The sequence below is a fragment of the Aliamphritea spongicola genome (genome assembly GCF_017051665.1).
Classification (GTDB): Bacteria; Pseudomonadota; Gammaproteobacteria; order Pseudomonadales; family Balneatricaceae; genus Amphritea; species Amphritea spongicola.
The window spans coordinates 791,231-812,558 of record NZ_JAFIDL010000001.1 but is presented as its reverse complement, the minus strand read 5'-3'; the positions used below and the strand labels follow the sequence as shown (position 1 = coordinate 812,558).

The 21,328-nt window shown below is 49.2% G+C and carries 23 protein-coding genes; 14 read left to right on the top strand and 9 right to left on the bottom strand.

Going from position 1 to position 21,328, the window contains the following annotated elements; translation table 11 throughout:
- Window positions 1–110: 110 nt before the first annotated feature.
- Window positions 111–902: a hypothetical protein gene (locus JYB63_RS03815; protein ID WP_205656473.1), complete on the top strand. Its 792-nt coding sequence runs from the start codon at window positions 111–113 to the stop codon at window positions 900–902.
- A 233-nt stretch (window positions 903–1,135) separates the two neighbouring features.
- Here the strand turns inward: JYB63_RS03815 and JYB63_RS03810 are convergent, their stop codons facing one another.
- Both JYB63_RS03810 and JYB63_RS03805 read right to left on the bottom strand, forming a co-directional pair.
- Complete coding sequence (locus JYB63_RS03810; RefSeq protein ID WP_205656472.1) at window positions 1,136–1,606, bottom strand: hypothetical protein; 471 nt, start codon at window positions 1,604–1,606, stop codon at window positions 1,136–1,138.
- An 80-nt stretch (window positions 1,607–1,686) separates the two neighbouring features.
- Window positions 1,687–2,577, bottom strand: coding sequence for a hypothetical protein (locus JYB63_RS03805; protein ID WP_205656471.1), 891 nt, complete (start codon window positions 2,575–2,577; stop codon window positions 1,687–1,689).
- Between the two features lie 1,141 nt (window positions 2,578–3,718).
- Here JYB63_RS03805 and JYB63_RS03795 point away from each other — a divergent pair.
- On the top strand, window positions 3,719–4,498 hold the full coding sequence (locus tag JYB63_RS03795; protein WP_205656470.1) for a substrate-binding periplasmic protein: 780 nt from the start codon (window positions 3,719–3,721) through the stop codon (window positions 4,496–4,498).
- Window positions 4,499–4,556: 58 nt separating this feature from the next.
- Here JYB63_RS03795 and JYB63_RS03790 read toward each other — a convergent pair whose 3' ends face one another.
- Complete coding sequence (locus tag JYB63_RS03790; protein ID WP_205656469.1) at window positions 4,557–5,366, bottom strand: ion transporter; 810 nt, start codon at window positions 5,364–5,366, stop codon at window positions 4,557–4,559.
- A 206-nt stretch (window positions 5,367–5,572) separates the two neighbouring features.
- Here JYB63_RS03790 and JYB63_RS03785 point away from each other — a divergent pair, with 206 nt between their 5' ends.
- Window positions 5,573–5,809 carry a VF530 family protein gene (locus JYB63_RS03785; protein ID WP_205656468.1) on the top strand — a complete coding sequence of 79 codons (237 nt, stop codon included), beginning with the start codon at window positions 5,573–5,575 and terminating at the stop codon, window positions 5,807–5,809.
- Between the two features lie 6 nt (window positions 5,810–5,815).
- Here JYB63_RS03785 and JYB63_RS03780 read toward each other — a convergent pair whose 3' ends face one another.
- Together JYB63_RS03780 and JYB63_RS03775 are read right to left on the bottom strand one after the other, a co-directional pair.
- On the bottom strand, window positions 5,816–6,223 hold the full coding sequence (locus tag JYB63_RS03780) for a hypothetical protein (protein ID WP_205656467.1): 408 nt from the start codon (window positions 6,221–6,223) through the stop codon (window positions 5,816–5,818).
- Window position 6,224: 1 nt separating this feature from the next.
- A complete protein-coding gene (locus JYB63_RS03775; RefSeq protein ID WP_205656466.1) occupies window positions 6,225–7,142 on the bottom strand; it encodes a hypothetical protein in 918 nt (305 codons plus the stop codon).
- Between the two features lie 330 nt (window positions 7,143–7,472).
- Here JYB63_RS03775 and JYB63_RS03770 point away from each other — a divergent pair, with 330 nt between their 5' ends.
- Window positions 7,473–8,342: a DMT family transporter gene (locus JYB63_RS03770; protein ID WP_205656465.1), complete on the top strand. Its 870-nt coding sequence runs from the start codon at window positions 7,473–7,475 to the stop codon at window positions 8,340–8,342.
- Window positions 8,343–8,395: 53 nt separating this feature from the next.
- On the opposite strand, the gene JYB63_RS03765 is transcribed toward JYB63_RS03770, so the two are convergent.
- Both JYB63_RS03765 and JYB63_RS03760 read right to left on the bottom strand, forming a co-directional pair.
- A complete protein-coding gene (locus JYB63_RS03765) occupies window positions 8,396–9,997 on the bottom strand; it encodes a methyl-accepting chemotaxis protein (RefSeq protein ID WP_205656464.1) in 1,602 nt (533 codons plus the stop codon).
- A gap of 178 nt (window positions 9,998–10,175) precedes the next feature.
- The gene (locus JYB63_RS03760) at window positions 10,176–11,108 is read right to left on the bottom strand and encodes a LysR family transcriptional regulator (protein ID WP_205656463.1); all 933 of its coding nucleotides are present in this window, start codon (window positions 11,106–11,108) and stop codon (window positions 10,176–10,178) included.
- A 191-nt stretch (window positions 11,109–11,299) separates the two neighbouring features.
- Between JYB63_RS03760 and ydiJ the strand changes: the two genes are divergently transcribed.
- The 4 genes from ydiJ (at window position 11,300) to rraA (ending at window position 15,851) form a co-directional block, all read left to right on the top strand.
- Window positions 11,300–14,359, top strand: a complete 3,060-nt coding sequence (gene ydiJ, locus JYB63_RS03755; RefSeq protein WP_205656462.1) for a D-2-hydroxyglutarate dehydrogenase YdiJ — start codon at window positions 11,300–11,302, stop codon at window positions 14,357–14,359.
- A gap of 15 nt (window positions 14,360–14,374) precedes the next feature.
- Entirely contained in the window at window positions 14,375–14,599 is a 225-nt protein-coding gene (locus JYB63_RS03750; RefSeq protein WP_205656461.1) for a hypothetical protein, read from the top strand.
- An 84-nt stretch (window positions 14,600–14,683) separates the two neighbouring features.
- Window positions 14,684–15,262: a class I SAM-dependent methyltransferase gene (locus JYB63_RS03745; protein ID WP_205656460.1), complete on the top strand. Its 579-nt coding sequence runs from the start codon at window positions 14,684–14,686 to the stop codon at window positions 15,260–15,262.
- Between the two features lie 100 nt (window positions 15,263–15,362).
- Window positions 15,363–15,851 (top strand): ribonuclease E activity regulator RraA, encoded by a 489-nt coding sequence (gene rraA, locus JYB63_RS03740; RefSeq protein WP_205656459.1) that lies wholly within the window; start codon window positions 15,363–15,365, stop codon window positions 15,849–15,851.
- 1 nt (window position 15,852) lies between these two features.
- On the opposite strand, the gene JYB63_RS03735 is transcribed toward rraA, so the two are convergent.
- A complete protein-coding gene (locus JYB63_RS03735) occupies window positions 15,853–16,281 on the bottom strand; it encodes an RrF2 family transcriptional regulator (protein ID WP_205656458.1) in 429 nt (142 codons plus the stop codon).
- Between the two features lie 261 nt (window positions 16,282–16,542).
- Between JYB63_RS03735 and JYB63_RS03730 the strand changes: the two genes are divergently transcribed.
- The 3 genes from JYB63_RS03730 to JYB63_RS03720 all read left to right on the top strand — a co-directional run bounded on the left by JYB63_RS03730 (window position 16,543) and on the right by JYB63_RS03720 (window position 18,846).
- Window positions 16,543–17,223, top strand: coding sequence for an HAD-IA family hydrolase (locus tag JYB63_RS03730; protein ID WP_336510846.1), 681 nt, complete (start codon window positions 16,543–16,545; stop codon window positions 17,221–17,223).
- A gap of 104 nt (window positions 17,224–17,327) precedes the next feature.
- The gene (gene sppA, locus JYB63_RS03725; RefSeq protein WP_336510845.1) at window positions 17,328–18,434 is read left to right on the top strand and encodes a signal peptide peptidase SppA; all 1,107 of its coding nucleotides are present in this window, start codon (window positions 17,328–17,330) and stop codon (window positions 18,432–18,434) included.
- Window positions 18,435–18,438: 4 nt separating this feature from the next.
- On the top strand, window positions 18,439–18,846 hold the full coding sequence (locus JYB63_RS03720; RefSeq protein WP_205656456.1) for a GFA family protein: 408 nt from the start codon (window positions 18,439–18,441) through the stop codon (window positions 18,844–18,846).
- On the opposite strand, the gene JYB63_RS03715 is transcribed toward JYB63_RS03720, so the two are convergent.
- Window positions 18,843–19,421, bottom strand: coding sequence for a Maf family protein (locus tag JYB63_RS03715; RefSeq protein WP_205656455.1), 579 nt, complete (start codon window positions 19,419–19,421; stop codon window positions 18,843–18,845). The two genes, JYB63_RS03720 and JYB63_RS03715, sit on opposite strands and share 4 nt — an antisense overlap.
- Window positions 19,422–19,543: 122 nt before the next feature.
- Between JYB63_RS03715 and JYB63_RS03710 the strand changes: the two genes are divergently transcribed.
- The 3 genes from JYB63_RS03710 to plsX are packed head-to-tail and all read left to right on the top strand — an operon-like array spanning window position 19,544 to window position 21,310.
- On the top strand, window positions 19,544–20,074 hold the full coding sequence (locus JYB63_RS03710) for a YceD family protein (RefSeq protein ID WP_205656454.1): 531 nt from the start codon (window positions 19,544–19,546) through the stop codon (window positions 20,072–20,074).
- A 25-nt stretch (window positions 20,075–20,099) separates the two neighbouring features.
- Window positions 20,100–20,282, top strand: coding sequence for a 50S ribosomal protein L32 (rpmF, locus tag JYB63_RS03705; protein ID WP_205656453.1), 183 nt, complete (start codon window positions 20,100–20,102; stop codon window positions 20,280–20,282).
- A gap of 17 nt (window positions 20,283–20,299) precedes the next feature.
- Window positions 20,300–21,310: a phosphate acyltransferase PlsX gene (gene plsX, locus JYB63_RS03700; RefSeq protein WP_205656452.1), complete on the top strand. Its 1,011-nt coding sequence runs from the start codon at window positions 20,300–20,302 to the stop codon at window positions 21,308–21,310.
- The last annotated feature ends 18 nt before the right edge of the window (window positions 21,311–21,328 follow it).

The window sequence follows — 21,328 nt, the reverse complement described above, 5'->3', positions numbered from 1 at the left end:
CGTGTATTTGATGTTTTTGAAGATAAAATTAATTGTTATCTTGGTATAAATAATAATCCTTATTTTATAAAATGTTTTGATCCGGGAAAAATAAAATTTGGAAATTAGTAATGAATAATAAAGATCTATATATAGATAGAGTGTATAAGTTGTGCGCTCCAGCCATGTTAATAGTAGTTTCATATTCATATGTTTTTTCAGTAAAGCCTATTTTTGATAAGCAGCAGGAGCTAAATGAGAAAAGTTCTCTAGTCGAGACATTGTCAGCAGATGTTAAATCCCTCGAAGAAGATAGAAAGATTGCTTTAAGCAAGCTAAGTGATACAAAAGAAAGTCTAGAAAAAGTTTCTGAAGATCTTAAAGAAGCAGGTAATCGACTAAAAGCAACGAGTGAAGATTTAGATAGCGTTAACGAACGATTAAATAAAACTGAGATTATATTATCTGAGACGGAGTTGAAACTTGAGCATAAAAATAGTGAGATAGACAATAAAAAGGCACAACTACACAAATTACAGCTTGGCTTAGGAAAGAAAAATGAAGAACTAAAGAAACTTTCGGAAATGTTGAAAAGTTCTGAAGATGCAGCTGTAAAATTTTATGTGTATCGAGTTATAGATGAAGTCGTTAATGATCAAATAAGAACGAGTACATCTGGCATATATGGTAGTTCTTCTGATCAGCAGCGTTTCAATTTACATGATGCGTTGATGGAAAAGTCAGAGTTCGATAATAGCGAACATATAGATAGATACTCCCAGAAATATTTTGAGCGTAAAGCCAAACTATTAATACGTCAGTTCACCAAAGAGAAAATCTCTGTTGATGAAAATGGTTATAAACCAGCTTTTGAACTCTATACTTATATAGCAATAAAACAATTGGATGTGTTAGCAGAGTAATAGAATCATTTGAAAATTATTTTGAACACAGAAGGGATTTAGTCCAAAGCTAAGCTTATATAATAAATGTTAATGCGACATTAGTATCTGCTTTGCATTATTGGTTGATTCTCAAGTGAATGTCAGATGTGTCCGCTTTTGACACGTAGTTGGTCATCAGGCAGCCTGAGAATTGACTCAAGTCGTCTTCCGACCCAAAGCGATAGTTGCCTGAGGTCGGTTGCCTTTCCTAGTTATGGACTTATCCACTCTACGCGGCTAATACCTTCATTTCCATACCCTACGCCAAACTCAATAAACAATGCATGCTTATAGCCAAGCTGTCTTTGGTATTCTCTTAATTTCATAAAATCTTTCTTATCGCTTACACGAGAAGAAGTTTTCTTAAACTCCAAGACAAGAAGGTTTTTATTTGTCTTTCTTTTGTGGATGATAATATCTGGATACACTGTTTGTGCATCGGTATCGTATGTATCCGGATCACCGCCTGGAATTAATAATTCTTTAGGGTCGTGATTATCTCTGTTGTATTCACAATCTACATCTAATTCAGGAAATAACTCTTGTAGATAAATTGCTACTCGATGAGTAAGGCTTCTTTCATTAGCATCAATTTCTAGAAGAAAGGAATCATGCTCTAAAAATTTTTCTAGAGCTTGAAATACTTTTTCTCCGATTGGGTTGATACTCAGAATATTTCTCATTCTATCTCCGTGCATAACGCTCAGGTCATATGCAGGCAAGGTAAAACGGCGGCTGTCACATGCACTTATTTATTAGGAACTTATACTGCACCTTCATTTAACTCTTCTAGATCAATAAAATCCAGTTGGCTGACATATTGACAAAAGTCCTTGCTATTATCTAATGCAAACGCCTTTAGATCACTCCAACCCATATAGTAAAACGGACTTAATATTCTCAATTTCGGCGCGTATTCATGATCTAAGAAACCAAGTTCATGTCTTTCCAATGTCTTTGCGAATTTGTTTATTTTGTAATCTGAGAGTGGCTTGTCATTAATTCTCAGGACCTTAAGATCATCAGGGTGTATGTTAATCCCATATTCACCTTCAGGAATCTTGGGCATAGATAGTGCAGTCTCGACAATCTTCGCTAACAACGAGCGGTCATTCAGTGTAAGCTGCCTTAGTTTTTCAATGTATGTATTCAGTTCTTTTACTTCAGTATTATCTATTGAGTGAGAGCAGTGATTCCGATCGAGATATTTTATATATCTGTTTAGATTCTTTAACGGTCTATTAACAAAATAATCCCGTTCATCAGATATTTGATTTAAATAGCTCTTTTTCAATGAGCTACCTATTTCTGAGAATACCTTTTCTCGGTCCTTTTTCCACTTTTTAAGCAGCTTTGCTGGATATTTGTCTTCCTCGGAATCAACTATTTTGTGACAGATATTACACAATAAGATTAAGTTTTCAGGTGATCTTTTTTCTTCTTGATTCAACTTGTTATTTGGGCGTGGCCCATTCTTCTCTGCTGCGTATATATGGCAAACTGACGCCACAAATGTGCCATTAGAATTAACTAAAACAGTATTACAGCCAGGCTTAGCGCATTGATTACCTGACAAGATATGAATTTTCCTCAGTGTTGACGGTTTAGGTGCCAAGCGCTCTTTGTTCTTTTTCTTTGAAGTAATTTTGCTCAATATTGCTAATCCCTGATTTCCCTAACAATTTATTATTGCGCTCATGCACGGTTCTAAAACTTGCAAGCTCTACTACCTTGTAAGGTACATTTATATCTAGGGGCGGGTAAAAAAGTATCGTAGAAGCTGTAAGTTTCAGGAAAATGTAAAGAAATACACAAAGGCACGAGCTGCCAGAGAGGAAAAAAGGATCAATTGTACTCATCCTGAATATCCGTCTGAATTGCCTAAGTTACGTAGGTTAATCAAAATCACAGACTACAATACGGGTACTCCAGTTACCCACCAAATTGAACTATATCGTAGTAACCGTATTGATTGCTACAGCGTTTGGATAAACGGCAAGCTTTAGAAAAAACGCATTGACTGGCGCAAAATTCTTGAAGGGCTAAGAAAAGCTCTACCACGCGTATCAATCACTGGCAAACGTGTCCGCTTCTGGCGCAAAGCGGGCATGCTAGGCTATACCTGCTCGGATGGATTCTGCTAAGTCCGGTCCTGATTTCGACAGTTGGATATTATTGTGGGAATGGCTTGATAACCAAAAGGCATTTGATATATCTGCGAACTCATCGTGACAAGAAATTGATAAAAAATGATACGCTTTACAGGTGATATATGGATGAGAAATATAGGCCCTATTCGTGATTTGGAAATAGAAACTCATAAATTTATGAATCAATTGACTGGAAATAGGCTTAATTTTCAATGGCTATGAGCATGAATGATAACTCGTAAATCTTTTTGGTCTCCCTTCAAGAAAAGTGGCGGCGGGGTGCTGTATGCACAGTTCGTTCAGATCCAGGCTACGTTCTACATAATCCTGTGCGGGTGAGGGAAAGCCTGCCGGTACGGTTTCACTGAACAGCGGGATGGCTATACAGGCGGGCGGTGTTGTCTGGTAGCGGGCAATAAGCTGGCATTTCATAGGCGTCAGAAGCTGTATTTTAAATAACTGTAAATTTATACAGTATATTAATGTTTCTTTTCTTGGGCAAGCAACGTGCTTCTTGACTGTTTGCGGCACATTCCCCCGATCTGGGCAGTCCTTCATGGATACCCCGTGTAACCCTTGCAGTGGCTGCTATATACTGGTCGAAACAGTGACAGATTCATTCTGATAGCCAAAAGGAAACGTTATATGCGCACACTTTTCGACTGTCTGATTCGTTCAGTTCTGGTTGTTGTTCTGTTTGGTGCCACGCAGGTTTTTGCTGCTGACAAGCTTAAAGCCTGTTTTGTGGAGTGGCCCCCTTATACACGGATGATTGATGGTCAGCCTGGCGGAATTACCGTCGATATAATGAAGGCTGCAGCAGAACGGGCCGGGTTCGATATCAGCTTCCGTAATTTGCCTTGGCAACGGTGTATCGTGATGGTACAGCGGGGCGAATATGATTTTGCTCTGGATGCGGTTGAGCGTCCGGGGCTGATTCACGGCGATCACCCCAATGCTTTGTATGTTCAGGCGTTCTGGTTACGTGAGGGGGATGATTACGGCCCCTATGAATATGTTGGCAAGCTGGTCGATAAACGTCTGGCCCTGATGCAGGGGTTTCAGTATTCGGCCAAGATTCTTAATGCCGGTTTTCCTGTGATCGAGTGGGTACCGACGGAAGAAGTTGCCGGTAAAATGATTATGAAAAACCGCCTGGATTTGGTGTTTGCTGATGTGGTGGTGATGCAGCAGGCGATCCGCGATCATGGCCTGACACTGAAGCCTATGCTGCCGGTGTTCAGCACGCAGCCGATGTATCCTTCATTTAATGTTGGACAGCGCGAAAAAATGCGCCGTATCGATGATGCAATCGGTGCAATGCATGCGGACGGTAGCCTTGATGAGGTTTACCAGCAGCATACCGGTGCCGGATTCTCGGATCTGGTGAAGATTAGTTCCCAGGGGCAGGCGCTCAAGCCCTGAAAACCGGTCGAATATAAAAAAAGCCTCATGATGAGGCTTTTTTTTGTGCTGCGCTGTTTTACCGGTGGTTTTGCTGATCTCTGATCAATGCTTTCAGTTCCACGATTTCTCTGTGCAGATCTTCAATGGTGGGTACGCCGTCAGCCATGTCCTGTTCTTTACGCTCATCAGCATGTTCTGCTTCCATCACATTCACAACAATACCGATAACCATGTTCAGGAAGGCAAATGTCGTCAGGAAGATGAAGCTCAGGTAATAGGCCCAGCTAAAGGAGTAAACGGCCATGGTTTCATACATGACGTCGGTCCAGTCTTCAAAGGTCATCACCCGGAACAGTGTCAGCATGGCAATGGAGATGTCGCCCCACAGGGTTTCATTAATGTGGGCAAAGAAGGATGCACCGACCGCTGCATAGATATAGAAGATAATGAACATCAGCAGGATCACATAGCCCAGTTGCGGCAGGGCTTTAATCAGTGAGTTCAGCAGTAGGCGTAATTCAGGAATGATCGAAACCATCCGCAACACCCGGAAAATACGGATCAGGCGGCCTATCAGGGCCATTTCGCTGTCCTGAATCGGTATCAGGCTGACGACAACGATCAGGGTGTCGAACAGGTTCCAGGGGTTTTTAAAGAAGTTGCGCTTATCCGGCTCACCAATAAAGCGAATGCTGATTTCGATAAGGAAGAATACCGTGATACCGCTGTCCAGCCAGCCGATCAGCTGTAATACCTGCGGCGGAATGTCGTAGGTTTTTGCGCCGATGACCAGTGCGGAAAAGATGATGATGCCAACCACGAACCATTCGAATATACGGTTGTTACGGAGGCGGTAAAAATTGTGTTGCAGCGTATCAAAAGTCATATCAGGTAACAGCTTATTGATAAGGGTTGATGTTCAGGCCGGGCATTGTAACCCAGCAGAAATGCAGAGGAAAACGCCAGGTTGCCGGTCTGTTATAACCGGAATCACGGAACAGCTTGCGGCTCCGTAGCACTGGTATTGGGTATCGGGCAGCTTTGTTAGGCCGTATAATTGCGCCACTATATTAACTACCCGGCCGGAAATTTATGGATCAGCAACCGAATAACCCTTTGCACGGCATTAAGCTGGAACAGATTGTTGTAGAGTTGGAGCAGCATTACGGTTGGGAGCGTCTTGGGCAGCTAATTGATATTAACTGTTTTCAGTCAAACCCGAGCGTTAAGTCCAGTCTTAAGTTTTTGCGCCGTACGCCCTGGGCCCGCAGTAAGGTTGAGCAGTTGTATATTGATACTAAGAACAGCCCCTGGGGTAAAAAAGACTGATGGTTTTCAGGCGGTCTGCAGGTACTGTTGCAGTGCCTGCTGGCTGTCTGCGCAGTGGTAAAGGGTTGTTTTCAGCTGATGTGTCTGACAGGTAATCTCCAGTGCCGACTGCTGGCTCAGTAACAGAAGAATCTCCGTGGACTCATCCAGTGTCATTCGGTAAAGGCCTGTCGTGAGCGGGTTTTCCGGATCAAGTTGCTGCAGGTAGTCGGCGGCATTCATCTGGTGAATTTCCGGCGCGGATTCACCGGAAAGCTCCAGTACCGCGAAGCTTTTGGGAGCGGACAGAAAATCCCGCTCTGTGGCATATATCAGTAGCGTTGAGCGCCCCAGAGGGCTGTGGTGATGGAACCAGCACAGGTCTTCGTGTAGCCGCTCCGGCGCGGGTAAGTTATCGGTATGGATAAACTCCATATCAGCGTGCTGTCCCTTTATCGCAGTCCCACTGCAGCTTGCGGATTTTTTGCCGGGCTTTGTCCTCTAAGGGCAGGCTGGCCAGGCGTTGCAGGTTTTCCGGTGTGAAAAACAGGCTGGCTTCAGCGATCAGTTGTTCACCACTGGCCAGTGCCTGACTGATTTCATCGAACCAATTTTCCGGCAACTGAAGCGTATCAGAGTCGTTATATCGGCTGAGCTTCTTGTCCAGTTCGGTAATGCCCTTCAGGCAGGTGTCGATGAGTAGTTGACGGATGTCACCGTTGAAGACCCCCAGTCCCTGAAGGTTTTCAATATCCGCTAACTGAGCATCACTGGCGTCTGCTTCAATCATTTGCTCAATTACCGGGCTGTTTTCGCCTTGCTGATGCAGGCTTTTCAGTGCTTCAAATAATTCGGAAGGGCAGGTTTGACGGAAGTTACGTACTGACTGATAGAGCCAGCTGGCCCCTCTGGGTTGTTTCTTCAGGGTGTCTACACGGGTTTTGGTGTCAGAGCAGCGTTGCCGGATCTCACTGAGGCTGAGCACAACTGTATCTGCTGCAGGTTCTGCCGGGGTGTTTTTGGTAACTGTTCTTGTTTTGGGTGTTGCTGGCCGGTTGCTGACTTTGGCTGCGCGGGGCGGCTTAAGCATTTCTGCGGGCATCAGTTTGCGGGCGCAGCTGTCGCAAAGACAGCATTCCCGTCCGTGCGCAGTGTGCACCAGAAAGCCTTTCTTATGGTTTTGGTAGCAGTTTGTGACCGAGCAGCTGGCAATTTTGCGGGGGAATGAGTATGCAGCAACGACGTACCGGAATTCGGATCGCAGTGGCCGGACGGTATCGCTGAAACCGGGCCGCTGGGTAAGGTCGTTGAGGCTGTTAATGGTGACGCGTTCGGCAGTGTAGAATTTGCTCATAAATACTTCTTAATACCTCTGGCCGCCTATTATTTTGATTATCAGAAACTTATGACGTCAGCTGTATGTAGATGTTAGCTGAAGAAAGTGTGTGGCGGCATTTTATTTGTAACTCAGGGAGTGCCGGAGCGTCAACCTGACAGGAGGGTTTACACGCCTTAATGCTGAAAGGCTTAATTGCAATATTCGCTGATGATGCACGAATACTGGTTAAGTAATGTTTTTACGCTGATCTGGTGGTATTGCCTGTCATATATTTTCGATATGATGCGGCGTTCATGCTTGTTTTCTGAAGATTTTTCCACGGTTTGTTTTGTTAAGGATGCCTATATGAATCGCGCCATTGCGTTCGTTCCATGGATGTTCGTGCTGTTGTGGAGTACTGGCTTTATCGGTGCTAAATATGCGCTGCCCTATATTGAGCCATTTTATCTGCTGTTTATCCGTATGCTGTTTACCCTGGTGGTGTTTGCCGGGTTGTGTGCTGTGTTTAAACCACGCTGGCCGGGCCCTGCGGCGGCCGGCCATCAGATGGTGACCGGGTTTCTGGTGCATGGCTGTTATCTGGGTGGCGTGTTTGCGGCGATTAAGCTGGATATGCCGGCGGGCCTGACGGCTATTTTTGTTGGTCTGCAGCCTTTGCTGACGGCATTACTGAGCTGGCGCTGGTTTGGTGAAAAACTGTTGGGTATGCAGTGGCTTGGCATGGTTCTGGGTTTGCTGGGGGTGAGTGTGGTTATTCTCAGTGGCCAGCAGGCAGGGGCAAATCTGAACGTGGGCGCTGCCGCCTTTGTGGCGGTTGGTGTGGCGTTGGTTGCTATTTCGCTGGGGACGCTGTACCAGAAGCGCTTTGGCGGTCAGGTGGATTTGCTGGCAGGTTCCGTTTATCAGTACATTTCGACGGCGATTTTTATGGGCTTGCTGGCGTTTCTGTTTGAGGAGCGGGTGGTGCAGTGGACGCCGACGCTGTGGCTGGCAATGGCCTGGCTGGTGTTCGGACTTTCTGTGGCAGCCATACTGTTGCTGATGCTGATGATTCGCGAGGGTGAATCGGCCAGGGTTGCCAGCTTCTTTTATCTGGTGCCGCCGGCGGCGGCTATTGAAGCCTGGTTGTTGTTTGATGAGAAACTGACGCTGATTCAGCTGGGGGCGATTGGCGTGACGGTGTTTGGTGTGTATCTGGTATTGCGCAGGCGTTAAACAAAAAAGCCTCTGCAGCGAGCTGCAGAGGCTTTTTGGTCTTTGCTGATTAATCAGACTTTGAAGCGGGCAACTGTGTTGTTCAGCGTGTTACCGTGATCATTCAGGCTCTGTGCTTCAGCTTTAATACGTTGGGAGTCTTCAGCAACACTTTTACCGACAGAGCAGAACTGCTGGACGTCGTCGGCAATGCTGGAAACCTGCTGGCCGGCCCGTTCTGTTTCAGTGGCCACCTGATGGCTCTCTTCACTGAGGGACAGGATAGAGGCGCGGATTTCATTCAGTACCGTTACCATGTTCTGGCCCAGTTCTACTGATTCAGAGGCTTTTTCACGGCCACTTTGCATGGAGTTCACCACCGTATTGATTGACTGCACAAGCGCTGCCAGCATGTCGTTAATTTCAGCAGTGGACTGGTGGGTACGGGTCGCCAGGGTGCGTACCTCATCGGCAACAACGGCAAAGCCGCGGCCAGATTCACCGGCCCGTGCGGCCTCAATGGCGGCGTTCAGTGCCAGCAGGTTGGTTTGTTCGGCAATGTCGGCAATGGTGCTGACCACCTGACCAACCTGATTACTGGTTTCATGCAGTTGCATCAGTTCATTCGAGGCTTTTTCTACGTCATTGGCCAGTTCATCGATGCTGTCAGAGGTGCGCTGCATCTGAGAAGCGCCTTTGTCGACTTCGTCAGCGCCTTTGTTGGCAGCTTCTGCGGCAGCCTCAGAACGAACAACCTGATCCTGAATGTGGCCTTCAAGTTCACGGGTAGTGTTCATCAGTTCATCGATCATCAGACTGAGGTTGTCGATTTGCTGATCCGATGTAGTCGCTACGGAGCTCAGTGTTGAAACGGCATTTTGTGTACCCTGAGCAGCATTGTTTACTTCGGCCATGGCGGAACGGAACGTGCCGAGCAGGGCGTTAAGACGCTGTGCGGTGTCGCCGATTTCGTCCTGAGCAAAGGTTTTTACTTCATGGCGAAGGTCGTAGCTGCTGGCGACTACGTCAATGTCGTTGGAAAGTGACAGGATAGGGGTTGCCACCAGCCGTTTGGTAACAACAAATGCGGCGATAACAACCGCCAGAATCAGAATAATCAGTATCACTAACAACTGGATTTCGTTGCCCAGCATATTACTGACTTCTGCAGCACCGGCGCTGGCGTCTTCCTGGATCATCTGTTTAATTTCGACAATCCGGTTCTTGCCGTCAGTGGCGCGGGCGGAAAGATCAGCCAGTTGGTTACGGGCTTTGTCCCAGTCTTTGCTGCTGGCAGACATGGTTTGCTGTAACTGCCCCAGAGAGTTGCTGACGGAGTCGACTATGCCCTGTAACTGGCCCATGTCATTACCACGAATGGCCTGATAGGCGGTCACTGCCGCATTAATATGTTCAAGTTCAGCGGCGGCACGCTCAGCAAACTGCTCAGGGTTGATGCTGGTGCCGTAAAGCTCATAGGCGGTTATTTCCAGCTCATTCAGGGACAGGTTGATGTCCTGAATGTGATTGAGTGCGGGTAGTGTGTCATCAACAAACACATTTACCTTGTCCCGGATCAGGTGGGTGGCGTTATACAGAATGGCGGCTGCGACCACCGTCATGATCAGAATAATCAGGTATCCGATCGAAGCTTTGTGGGTGATATTTATTTTCATAATAGGCGCTAATCTTCCTGCAACATAAGGCTTGAGAGTTAGGACAGTTGGTACGGAATTTCATCCTTATTCCATTACCCATTTTGAGCTTGTCCGTTAAGCCTATAGAAAGAATTCACTCAGATATACGATCAGGCGGCTGCATGACGGCATGCATATCCCAAAATGACATATGTTTTCATTCCCGGGTCAGGCGAACATGCGCGGGCAGACGGGCATGTTCAATGTATTCAGTTATAAGTTGCAGAAAGCTCGCCGCAGCGGGGCTGAGGGAGCGGGATTTTCGCGTGATGATACAGATACGGCGGGTGATTGCTGGCTCGTTCAGTGGCACAAAGCTGAGATTCTGAAAAGCGGTAGTGCTGGCGGCAAGTGCCGGTAACAGGGTGATGCCCAGCCCCTGTTCCACCAGTGCGGCCAGGCCTGCTGTTGTAGATACTTCAAGTCCCGGTGGGTTGGAAAAGGCGGGGATGTATTCAGTGAGCTGCTGGCGTATTGCGCTGTCTTTGCTGAGGTGAATCAGCGGTTCGCCGGCGATCTGTTGCCAAGAGAGGTTTGTCATATCGCTGAGCGGGTGGTGTCGGGTCAGTACAGCACCGTAGTCATCGGAAAGAATCTGCCGGTATTCCAGGTCCGGATGCTGGCTGTGGCTGGCTGCAATTGCAAAATCGGCATCATTGCTGATAACCAGTTGTTCCAGCTGAGCGGCATTGTCGTCCCGCAGGCAGATGTCCACGTCCGGATATTCGGCCTTATAAAGTTGTACAAGCTTGGGCAGCAGTCTGCTGACGGTTGAAGGGGAGGCGGCAACGGTTACCAGGCCTTGCTGATGGGCAGATATGGCCTGCAGATCACCGATGGCTGTATCGAAATCGGATATGAGTTGTTTTGCCTGGGGCATAAAACGTTCCCCTGCCTGGGTCAGTATGACGCGACGGGTGGTGCGGTCAAACAGTGACAGGCCGACATGCTGTTCCAGTTGCTTGATGGTTGCGGTCAGTGTTGACTGGGTCTGGTGCAGGCTTTCGGCTGCCCGGGTAAAGCTGCCTGTTTCGGCAATGCGGAGAAATGCCCGAAGGTGCCGGATGGATAAATGGTTGCTGTTTGGCATATGCGCAGCCTGAATTATTAATTGTTAATTATGATTAATTTATCAAATTAAATCGTTTGAGTAATTAATTATCATGCTTCAGACTATTGCTATAAGAGCCAAATAACATCGTTTACAGCTTTTCAGGTTGTTATGTATTAGTTTTAATTTTAGCTGTAAGTGATTGTTAATAAATTATAAAGAGTGATTGTATGATCCCCCGTCTTGATAATCTGAATCCGGTACAGAGTCTGTATCTGGAGTTTTTCAATCAGTTAACTGCTAAAGGGTTTGCCGGTGATGTGAATCCTGATTATGCCAACCGGGTTGTGCTGGCAACGGATAACAGTATTTATCAGGTACTGCCCCAGGGGGTGGTGTATCCAAAGCAAACATCCGATTTGGTGATGATTGCAAAGCTGGCCAGCGAAGCGCGTTTTAAAGACGTTGTTCTGGCGCCGAGGGGTGGCGGTACCGGTACCAACGGGCAGTCGCTGACTGACGGGGTTGTGGTCGATATCTCCCGTCATATGAATCAGATTCTGGAAATCAATGCAGAGGAAGGCTGGGTCCGGGTGCAGACCGGGGTGGTTAAAGATCAGCTGAATGCTGCGCTTAAACCACACGGGTTGTTCTTTGCGCCTGAGCTGTCCACCAGTAACCGGGCCACCATCGGTGGCATGATTAATACCGATGCCAGCGGTCAGGGCTCCTGTCTGTACGGTAAAACCCGGGATCATGTGCTGGCGCTGAATTCAGTATTCCTGGACGGCAGCGAGTGGTTGTCGGAACCTATGACGGATGCTGAGCTGGAAGCAGTAAAGCAGCGTAATGATAAAGTCGGCGAAGTGCACCGGCTGGTTGATGCGATTCACAGTGAAAACCGGGCGCTTATCGTTGATGTGTTTCCTCCGCTTAACCGTTGCCTGACTGGTTATGATCTTGCCCACATCCGTACCGAAGAAGGTTTGTTTGATCTGAATTCGGTGCTTTGTGGTGCGGAAGGTTCCCTGGCGTTTATCACAGAGGCAAAGCTGAATGTGTTGCCGATTCCTGAATATGCGGCGCTGGTGAATATTAAATATGCCGGTTTTCAGGATTCCCTTGAGGATGCCAAGCAAATAATGGGCTGTGGCCCGACCTCAGTCGAAACCATCGATTCAAAAGTGCTGTCGCTGGCGATGCAGGATATTGTCTGGCAGACCGTTGAAGACTATTTCCCACAGGATGCTGCTGAGCCGGAGATTAAAGGTATTAACCTGGTTGAGTACACCGCAGCAAGTCAGGCTGAGCTGGAAGCCGGTGTGGCACGGCTGACTGCGTATCTGGATGAGGTGAACCAACAGCCGGCAAAAAGCTTCGGCTATTCTGTGGTTTATGGCAGTGCAGAAATCAGTAAAGTCTGGGCTATGCGTAAGAAGGCTGTGGGTTTACTGGGAAATGCCAAGGGGCAGCAGCGGCCGATTCCTTTTGTGGAAGATACCGCGGTGCCGCCGGAAAATCTGGCCCCCTTTATTGCAGAGTTCCGGGCGTTGCTGGATCAGCACGGGCTGGCGTATGGCATGTTTGGCCATGTGGATGCTGGTGTTTTGCATGTGCGTCCGGCGATGGATATGAAGGATGAGGTTGATGAGGCTCTGGTGCGGACGGTCACCGACGGTGTGGTGGCGCTGACGCAGAAGTACAACGGTTTGCTCTGGGGGGAGCATGGTAAGGGCGTCCGTTCTGAATATGCCCCGGCATTTTTTGGCGAGCTGTATCCTCAGTTGCAGCGCCTGAAAGCGGGCTTTGATCCCTTTAATCAGCTGAATCCGGGCAAAATCGCCACGCCGGCTGACAGCGGTGCTGAGTTGCTGAAAATTGATGAGGTTCCTACCAGAGGGCAGCAAGACCGTCTGATTCCTTTGGCAGCCAGAGATGAGTACAGTCAGGCGATGTTCTGTAACGGTAACGGCGCCTGTTATAACTACGATCCGAAGGATGCAATGTGTCCTTCGTGGAAGGTAACCCGGGAGCGTAAGCATTCTCCCAAGGGGCGGTCTTCACTGGTGCGGGAGTGGCTGAAGCAGCTGGCTGAGCATAATACTGATCCTGTGGCGGAGTATCATAAGGTCCGTGCGTCTAATTTTCTGTTTACCTTGCCCGGCCGGTTACTTAATACGCTTTCACTGAAGCGTGGCCAGTATGATTTTAACCATGAAGTCTATGAGGCAATGCAGGGGTGTCTGTCCTGTAAGTCATGTGTGGCGCAGTGCCCGATTAAAGTCAATGTACCGGATTTCCGTGCCCGTTTTCTCGAGTTGTACTACGGCCGTTATATGCGCCCGGTCAAGGATTATCTGCTGGCGGGGCTGGAGCCTTTGTTGCCGGCCTTAGCGAAATGGCCGGGACTGTATAATGCCCTGACTCAGCGGCCGGCAATGCGGGCAGCAACTGCTAAGTTGCTGGGGCTGATCGATAACCCGGCAATGTCTCCGGAGAGTCTGGCCGGACAGCTGGAGGCGCAGGCGGTTGAGCTGGCAACGGTCAGCGGGATTGCCCGTCTGAATCAGGCAGACCGTGTTCGCAGTGTGATTCTGGTGCAGGATGCATTTACAAGTCACTTCGAAGTGCAGCTGGTGCTGGATGTTATCGAACTGCTGCAACGGCTTGGATTTAATGTACTGCTTGCGCCGTTTATGCCAAACGGTAAGCCGCTGCATGTTCATGGCTTTATGAAAGGCTTCGAAAAAACCGCTGATCGGAACACGGAAATGCTGAAGGCGCTGGAGAGTACCGGTGTACCACTGGTGGGGATAGATCCGGCCATGACGCTTACCTATCGCCAGGAATACCGTGATAACCCTGAGCGGGATCAGGTTGAGGTGCAGTTGTTGCAGGAGTGGCTGGCAGGGCAGAGTGATGCCTTAAAAGGCTATGCGGCGGATTATAATCTGGGGGCTGGTGAGTTTGTGTTGCTGGCGCACTGTACGGAAAAAACCTCAGCGGCAGCCAGCATGAAAGGCTGGCAGCAGATCTTTGCGGATTGCGGCCAGACCCTGACTCAGGCTGCTACCGGGTGTTGTGGTATGTCCGGCACCTACGGCCATGAAGCAGAAAATGCTGACACCTCTGCGGGAATCTATAAAATGAGCTGGTCCGGGGTGGTGAATGCCCCTGAAAACCGTGATCGTCTGGTTGCCACGGGCTACTCTTGCAGGAGTCAGGTGAAGAGGCAGGATCAGCAGCAGATTCCTCATCCGTTGCAGAGACTGTTGTATCTGAGCCGTTAAATTAAGAAGGCTGTAATGATTGATAGTGATGTTTCATGGCCACTGTTGCTGATATTTATTCTGTTGGTGTTTGGTCCGCTTAGCTGGCGGGCCTGGAAACGCCGGCATCAGCAGGTGCCCCCGATGGCTAAAAATGACCGCAAGCTTTATCGCTTGTGGCAGTCAGATCCGCAGGCCTATGAGCGCCAGTACGGGGAGATGGACCGGCAGTTGTCTGCCCGTGATAAATCAGGTTCCTGAATCACGCAGGGCAGGCATTGCTTGCCCGTCTCTTTGCTTGTGCGCATAATCTCGGCCTGTTTCAGTCGTGGATTATCAGCCGTTATGCAGCAAGACCGTATTAAGTGGGACCAGCGTTATGCCGGTAAGCCTTCAGTCCCGCCCGGGGCGCCAAAAACTCTTCTGGCCGAATGGTCGTTTCTTAAATCCGGTACTGTGCTGGACATTGCCAGTGGTGACGGTGCTGCGAGCCTGTTTCTTGCCGAAAAGGGTTTTGCAGTAACCGCTGCGGATATATCAGCAACAGGACTGAATCGTCTGGCGGGCTTTGCTGAAGATGCCGGGCTGGCAGTTAAAACCTGTTGTGTGGATCTTGATGACACGGCTGTATTGCAGCAGCTGGGCCGTTTTGACAATGTGGTGATGAGTTATTTCAGGCCAACACCGGAGCTGCTGGTAGCCTTGTCCGGCTTGCTGACGCCGGGAGGCCGTATCTGGCTGGCGACGTTTAATCAGAGGCAGCATCAGCAGCAGGGCTTTTCGGCAAGATTTTGCCTTGGCGATGCTGAGTTCTGTGATTTTTCTGGTCAGCCTCAGGCGGGGCTGACGCTGCTGGAATACCGCAGTCATAATGATGATGAAGGTGGGATTGACAGTTATCTGTTCGAAAAAGATGCTGAATAACCCTGTTTTTCCCTCTTAAGTGGTAGTGCATCAGCGGCTGATATCGAGGATGATGCGGTAACTGATATGTATTCGTATAAAGATAATTAAGGAGTGCTTCGTGGACGATTTATTACCAGAGTTGTGTGACCAGTTTCCGGAAAAAATTCAGGTCGTTGAGCCAATGTTTGGCAATTATGGCGGGCGTGAGCGTTTTGGTGGTGAAATCGTCACTCTGAAAGCGTTTGAAGATAACTCGCTGGTTCGTGAGCAGGTTGCACTGCCGGGTGCGGGTAAGGTGCTGGTTGTTGACGGTGGCGGCTCAATGCGCCGTGCCATGCTGGGCGATATGCTGGCAGAGAAGGCTGCGCTGAATGGCTGGGAAGGTATCATTATTTACGGCTGTATCCGTGATGTGAATGCTATCGGTGAGCTGGATCTGGGTGTTCAGGCGCTGGGACCTAACCCGATGAAGACTGAAAAGAAAGGTGTGGGTGAGCTGAATGTCGCGCTGAATTTTGGCGGTGCTACGTTTACACCGGGTCACTATGTTTATGCTGACAACAACGGTGTAATTGTTGCCAGTGAGAAACTGGAACTGGCTGAGTAAATCAGCGGCTGGTGACGATCAGACGGCTTTGCATCTGCGGGTCGTCTAAAATATCTGCCAGTGAATACTGAGCCAGGGTTTTCATCATGGCAGCCTGGGCCTGGGCGAGAATATTTTTCAGGCCGCATGCGGGTGACAGGCAGCATTCCTGTCCGGTGCAGTCGACCAGTGGTCGCATACCTTCCGTCAGGGCAATGACCTCGGCAAGATTAATGTCTTCAGACGCAATGGCCAGCCGTATACCACCTTTCTTTCCTCTGAATGTTTCCAGATAGCCGGATTTGGCGAGCCCGTGTACGACCTTGCGTAAGTGCTCTACAGAAATATCAAAGAAGTCAGCAATTTCTGCAAGCTGGCACAAGCGGTGGTTGTTGGTGGCTGTGTAGAAGAGTACACGTAAACTGTAATCGCTGAAGCGGCTGAGCTGCATGACTTATCCTGCCTGAGTCACTGTTCTGACTGGCTGTTCCGAAGTGCTTGTCCGGCAGGGCCGGATGCTGGCAGAAGCTGGCGTGTCAGAGAATTCTGAGTGAACTCACTAGCCTAGTTGAGTCTAACAGTGCATACAAGTCCTGTGACGTGAATTGCCCGGTTTACTTTCGGGGGCATTCATATAATGTAGGCAGCTGATTTTTCGTGTTTTATCTGTTGTGCCGGCCGTCAGAGAACGTTTGTATGCCGGCCAGATTTTGTGGGTTTTAAGGAGTATCGCTTGTATAAGCTGCTGATTTTTGACTGGGACGGAACTGTAATGGATTCCGCTGCGCGGATTGTTGCCTGTATGCAGCATGCAGCGAGAGACTTACAGCAGCCTGAATTAACGGATGCTGCAATCCGTGACATTATCGGGTTGGGTTTGCCGGAAGCGTTCCGCATTCTGATTCCCGGTATTGCCGATGATATGATCGAGCCTATGCGGGAGCGTTACGGGTATTACTTTCTGGGAGATGATCCTACACCTGTAGAACTGTTTCCCGGTGTAAGGGAAGGTCTGGAGAAGCTGCAGCGTCAGGGCTTTGTGCTGGCGGTGGCAACCGGTAAAAGTCGCCGGGGTATCGGCAAGGTATTTGCTTCTACCGGATTAGGTGACGTTTTTGTAGCGTCCCGTGGGGCGGATGAAACTGCTTCGAAGCCGGATCCTCTGATGATTCATGAAATTCTTGCAGAGACGGGTGTTGCGCCGGAGCATGCGCTGATGATTGGCGATACTGAGTATGATATGGAAATGGCAGCGAATGCCGGCGTGGATGGTTTGGCAGTAAGTTACGGGGTGCATACCCTGGAGCGTATGCAACCATTTAAGCCAGTGAAAGAAGTACACAGTTTTACTGAGATGGTGAACTGGCTGGAAAGCCGTTATCTGGAAGTTTAGTTTTAAGTGGTTTGTGGCGGTAAGCGGTTATGGATATAGCGCTTACAGGTCTAAAATATAGTTATAGAAGGGTACAGTAATGCAGGCTGTGCCGGGAGAGTTACGTGTCAGATAAGCATTGGCAGGCAGCGCCAGAGGATGAGGCTGCCGGGCATAATCAAACAGCAGAGAATAATCTAACAGAGCAGGCTTCAGCAGAGTCGGCAGAAAATATGACCGCCGGAGCTGAGAAGGTAGCGGTTAACGCTGACGCTGAAGAGAAAAAACTGCGGGCAACCAAAGAGTGGCGGTTGATTGAACGGCTGATCATGAGCCTGCAGAGTGAGCAGCGGAAGTCCCGACGTTGGGGGATCTTCTTTAAATCCCTGACATTTTTATATCTGTTCGCCATTCTGGGCGTTTTTTTGCTGCAGTCTCCGTTTTCTTCGGACGCGCTGGACAGTGCGCCACATACTGCGGTCGTTCAGGTAAATGGTCCGATTGCTAACGGACAGGATGCCAATGCGGATGCCATTATTCATTCGTTGCGCAGTGCTTTTAAAGCTGAGGATTCAAAGGCAGTGCTTGTGCGGATTAACAGCCCGGGCGGCAGCCCTGTGCAGTCAGGCTATGTATACGATGAAATTAAGCGATTACGCCTGCTGTATCCGGAAAAGAAACTGTATGCAGTCATTACCGATATAGGAGCGTCCGGTGCGTATTACATTGCCGCTGCAGCGGATGAAATTTATGCGGATAAGGCCAGCCTGGTAGGTTCTATCGGTGTGGTGTCATCCGGCTTTGGGTTTGTTGATCTGATGTCCAAGCTAGGGGTTGAGCGCCGTGCTCTGACTGCCGGTGATAACAAAGCGTTGCTGGATCCGTTCTCGCCGTTACGGGAAGAGGATCGGCAGTTCTGGCAGACCGTTCTGGATACGACCCATAAGCAGTTCATTGAGCAGGTAAAACTGGGTCGTGGTGAGCGGCTGCAGGATAATCCGGATCTGTATACGGGTCTGGTATGGACCGGTGAACAGGCGCTTGAGCTGGGGCTGGTTGATGGTCTGGCAAGCAGCAGTACCGTAGCGCGGGATATTGTTGGCGCTGAGCAGCTTATTGAGTATTCGCCTCAGGTGTCACCGCTGAAAGAACTGGCGGATCAGTTGGGTGTAAGTTTTGCTAAAGCGATGAGTACCCAGTTAGGGCTGGATACCCCGGTACGGTTGCAATAATCCTTTGGCAATTACCGGTGGGTGTTTTTGCGGGGCTGTCCGCTACCGGGTAGAGGGCAGTTTGCGGGATGCGCGCAGTTGCCACTGTTCCCGGTGTCGCAAAGCGTTCAGTGCCCAGGCATCTGCCTATGCGTTGCTTGATGAAGAAGTGTTCAGCTGGACGTCCGGTGAAGAACTCCTGACCAGTTACATAGGTGAGCAGGGATTTGGGCTGCAGTTCTGTAAAGTTTGTGGCTCAACACTGACCGGTATTTATGACGGGCGGATTCACGGGGTTACGCTTGGCTGCGTTGACGGTGACCCGGATATTGAAATCGGTATGCATATATATGTCGGTTCAAAAGCTGCCTGGGAGGTGCTGCCGCAGGAGGAATCCCGGGCAGCGTTTTATCAGGCAGGTTCTGACGGTTAAATAGCCCGTAGTCCCTGTTGGTCCAGCATGCTGATCAGGCGGATCAGCGGCAGGCCAATCAGGCTGTTAGGGTCATCTCCTTCCAGTTTGCTGAACAGCGCAATTCCCAGTCCTTCCATTTTAAAACTGCCGGCGCAGTCATAAGGCTGCTCTGCGTTCAGGTAGTTTTCAATCATTGTCTGGCTTAGGGTGCGGAAATGTACGTGATAAGGTTCTACGCATACCTGATGGCTGTTATCGGCGCTATTCAGTACGCACAAGCCGGTCAGAAAGGTAACGTGTTTGTCTGAGCATGCCTGCAGGTGCTTGCTTGCGTTGTCAAAGTTACCGGGCTTGCCGACAATGGTGCCGTCCAGTACACAGCACTGATCACTGCCAATGATAATGGCATCCGGGTGTTGAGGGGCCAGTGCGCGGGCTTTCTCAAGCGCCAGGCGGGCAACATAATCGGTTGGTGATTCATCTTGCTGAGGGGTTTCATCAATGTCCGGAGATGCGCAGCTGAACGGCAGATTCAGACGTTCAAGCAGGGCGCGTCGGTAGGGTGAAGATGAGGCTAAAATAAGCGCTGGCATCGGGCAGATATTCCAATCAGATTAACAGGATAGGCGAGCGGTAGATATTAACGGTTTTTTTTATCTTGCAAAGGGTTATTTCCTTTGACAGCAGGGATTTTGATCCCTATCATGGCGCGCTTATGTCGAACGTCCCAATACCAAAGAAAATAGACCCGCGTAAGCTTGCTGAGCGGGGAGTACGAATTGAAGGTTCAACTGAACTGAAATTCATGCCAAATCTGACATCAATGTTAGTTGATGATCAGGCTGAGGTGTGGATCGATTTACAGTTTGATCGTGATGAACTGAAGATACGTACGGTTCAGGGCAGTGCAGGTGGCAAGTTAGCAATGACCTGTCAGCGTTGTCTGGAACCGGTTGAGATTGATGTCGAAGCGAAGTTCAATCTAGCCATTGCGCCGACTGAGGAGCATGCCAAGAATCTGCCTAAGTACTATGATCCGCTGATCGTAGAAGGGGATGAGCTTGAATTGCTGACAATGGTTGAAGAAGAGTTAATTTTGACGCTGCCAATTGTGCCATACCATGATGACTGCAGCATCCAGACCTCCTTCGGTGAAGAAGTAACGGACACTTCGACAGACACAGATTCAGATAAAACTAACCCTTTCAGTGTTTTAGCCACACTGAAAGGCGGTAAGCTTGATTAAGCTTTGATAATAGGAGCTACAACCCATGGCAGTACAAAAGAGCAAAGTAACTCGTTCACGTCGCGGTCAGCGCCGTTCTCACGACGCTCTGAGCAACCCAACTCTATCTGTAGAAGCAACTACTGGTGAAACTCACCGTCGTCACCACGTAAGTGCTGACGGTTTCTACCGTGGTAAGCAGGTTGTTGCGCAGCAAGACGACGAGTAATAAGTCGGTCTGACTATATGCGAATCGCGATTGACGCGATGGGCGGGGACTTCGGTCCCCGCGTTGTTATTCCCGCCTGTATTGATGCGCTTACGCGTCATCCTCATTTATCCCTGACTTTAGTGGGTCAGCAGGATGAAATTTCTGCTTATATTCCTTCTGCCGAGCGACAGCAGTTTGCTGATCGGCTGACGGTTCTGCATGCCGATAAAGTAATCGGTAATACGGATAAGCCTTCTCATGCCCTGCGGCAGCGCAAACAAACCTCTATGCATGAAGCATTGTGTCTGGTGGCTGATGGCCATGCGCAGGCCTGTGTCAGTGCGGGGAATACCGGTGCGCTGATGGCGCTGAGCCGCTTTGTGCTGAAAATGCTTCCCGGTATTGACCGGCCGGCAATCATTACTGCAATTCCTTCCCGTAAAGGTGACAGCTATATGCTGGATCTGGGGGCAAACGTGGACTGCAGTGCTGAGCATTTGCTGCAGTTTGCCATTATGGGATCAGTGATGACCCAGGCAGTTGCCGGCATTGCTGAGCCGAAAGTGGGGCTGCTGAATGTTGGTGAAGAAGAAATTAAAGGGAATGAGCAGGTAAAGCTGGCATCACGGTTGATCAAAGAGCATGGCGGCATTAATTACGCCGGCTTTATTGAAGGTGATGATATCTGTGCCGGCAAGGTTGATGTGGTGGTCTGCGACGGCTTTGTTGGCAATATTGCGCTGAAGAGCAGCGAAGGGGTTGCCAGGCTGATCGGCCGACAGCTTCGGGATGGGTTTAGTGGCAGCGTGTTCCGGCGTTTGCTGGGCTGGCTGGTGAAGCCTGTGCTGCAGGATATTGCCAGCTACATTGATCCGGCCCGCCGTAACGGTGCCAGCTTACTGGGTTTGCAGGGCATTGTGGTTAAAAGTCATGGCGGGGCTGACCGGCAATGTTTCGGTTATGCCATTGATCAGGCGGTCGCTGAAGTCAGCATGGATGTGCCTAATTGTATTAACCGTCAGCTGGAAAAAATCCATAGCGATTAAATACCGTCTGAAAAGATC

Bases quoted from the DNA above. Each gene is read 5' to 3' on its own strand.
- JYB63_RS03815 (WP_205656473.1), top strand. From the start codon at position 111: ATGAATAATAAAGATCTATATATAGATAGAGTGTATAAGTTGTGCGCT.
- JYB63_RS03810 (WP_205656472.1), bottom strand. From the start codon at position 1,606: ATGAGAAATATTCTGAGTATCAACCCAATCGGAGAAAAAGTATTTCAA.
- JYB63_RS03795 (WP_205656470.1), top strand. From the start codon at position 3,719: ATGCGCACACTTTTCGACTGTCTGATTCGTTCAGTTCTGGTTGTTGTT.
- JYB63_RS03790 (WP_205656469.1), bottom strand. From the start codon at position 5,366: ATGACTTTTGATACGCTGCAACACAATTTTTACCGCCTCCGTAACAAC.
- JYB63_RS03785 (WP_205656468.1), top strand. From the start codon at position 5,573: ATGGATCAGCAACCGAATAACCCTTTGCACGGCATTAAGCTGGAACAG.
- JYB63_RS03780 (WP_205656467.1), bottom strand. From the start codon at position 6,223: ATGGAGTTTATCCATACCGATAACTTACCCGCGCCGGAGCGGCTACAC.
- JYB63_RS03775 (WP_205656466.1), bottom strand. From the start codon at position 7,142: ATGAGCAAATTCTACACTGCCGAACGCGTCACCATTAACAGCCTCAAC.
- JYB63_RS03770 (WP_205656465.1), top strand. From the start codon at position 7,473: ATGAATCGCGCCATTGCGTTCGTTCCATGGATGTTCGTGCTGTTGTGG.
- JYB63_RS03765 (WP_205656464.1), bottom strand. From the start codon at position 9,997: ATGAAAATAAATATCACCCACAAAGCTTCGATCGGATACCTGATTATT.
- JYB63_RS03760 (WP_205656463.1), bottom strand. From the start codon at position 11,108: ATGCCAAACAGCAACCATTTATCCATCCGGCACCTTCGGGCATTTCTC.
- ydiJ (WP_205656462.1), top strand. From the start codon at position 11,300: ATGATCCCCCGTCTTGATAATCTGAATCCGGTACAGAGTCTGTATCTG.
- JYB63_RS03750 (WP_205656461.1), top strand. From the start codon at position 14,375: ATGATTGATAGTGATGTTTCATGGCCACTGTTGCTGATATTTATTCTG.
- JYB63_RS03745 (WP_205656460.1), top strand. From the start codon at position 14,684: ATGCAGCAAGACCGTATTAAGTGGGACCAGCGTTATGCCGGTAAGCCT.
- JYB63_RS03735 (WP_205656458.1), bottom strand. From the start codon at position 16,281: ATGCAGCTCAGCCGCTTCAGCGATTACAGTTTACGTGTACTCTTCTAC.
- JYB63_RS03715 (WP_205656455.1), bottom strand. From the start codon at position 19,421: ATGCCAGCGCTTATTTTAGCCTCATCTTCACCCTACCGACGCGCCCTG.
- JYB63_RS03710 (WP_205656454.1), top strand. From the start codon at position 19,544: ATGTCGAACGTCCCAATACCAAAGAAAATAGACCCGCGTAAGCTTGCT.
- rpmF (WP_205656453.1), top strand. From the start codon at position 20,100: ATGGCAGTACAAAAGAGCAAAGTAACTCGTTCACGTCGCGGTCAGCGC.
- plsX (WP_205656452.1), top strand. From the start codon at position 20,300: ATGCGAATCGCGATTGACGCGATGGGCGGGGACTTCGGTCCCCGCGTT.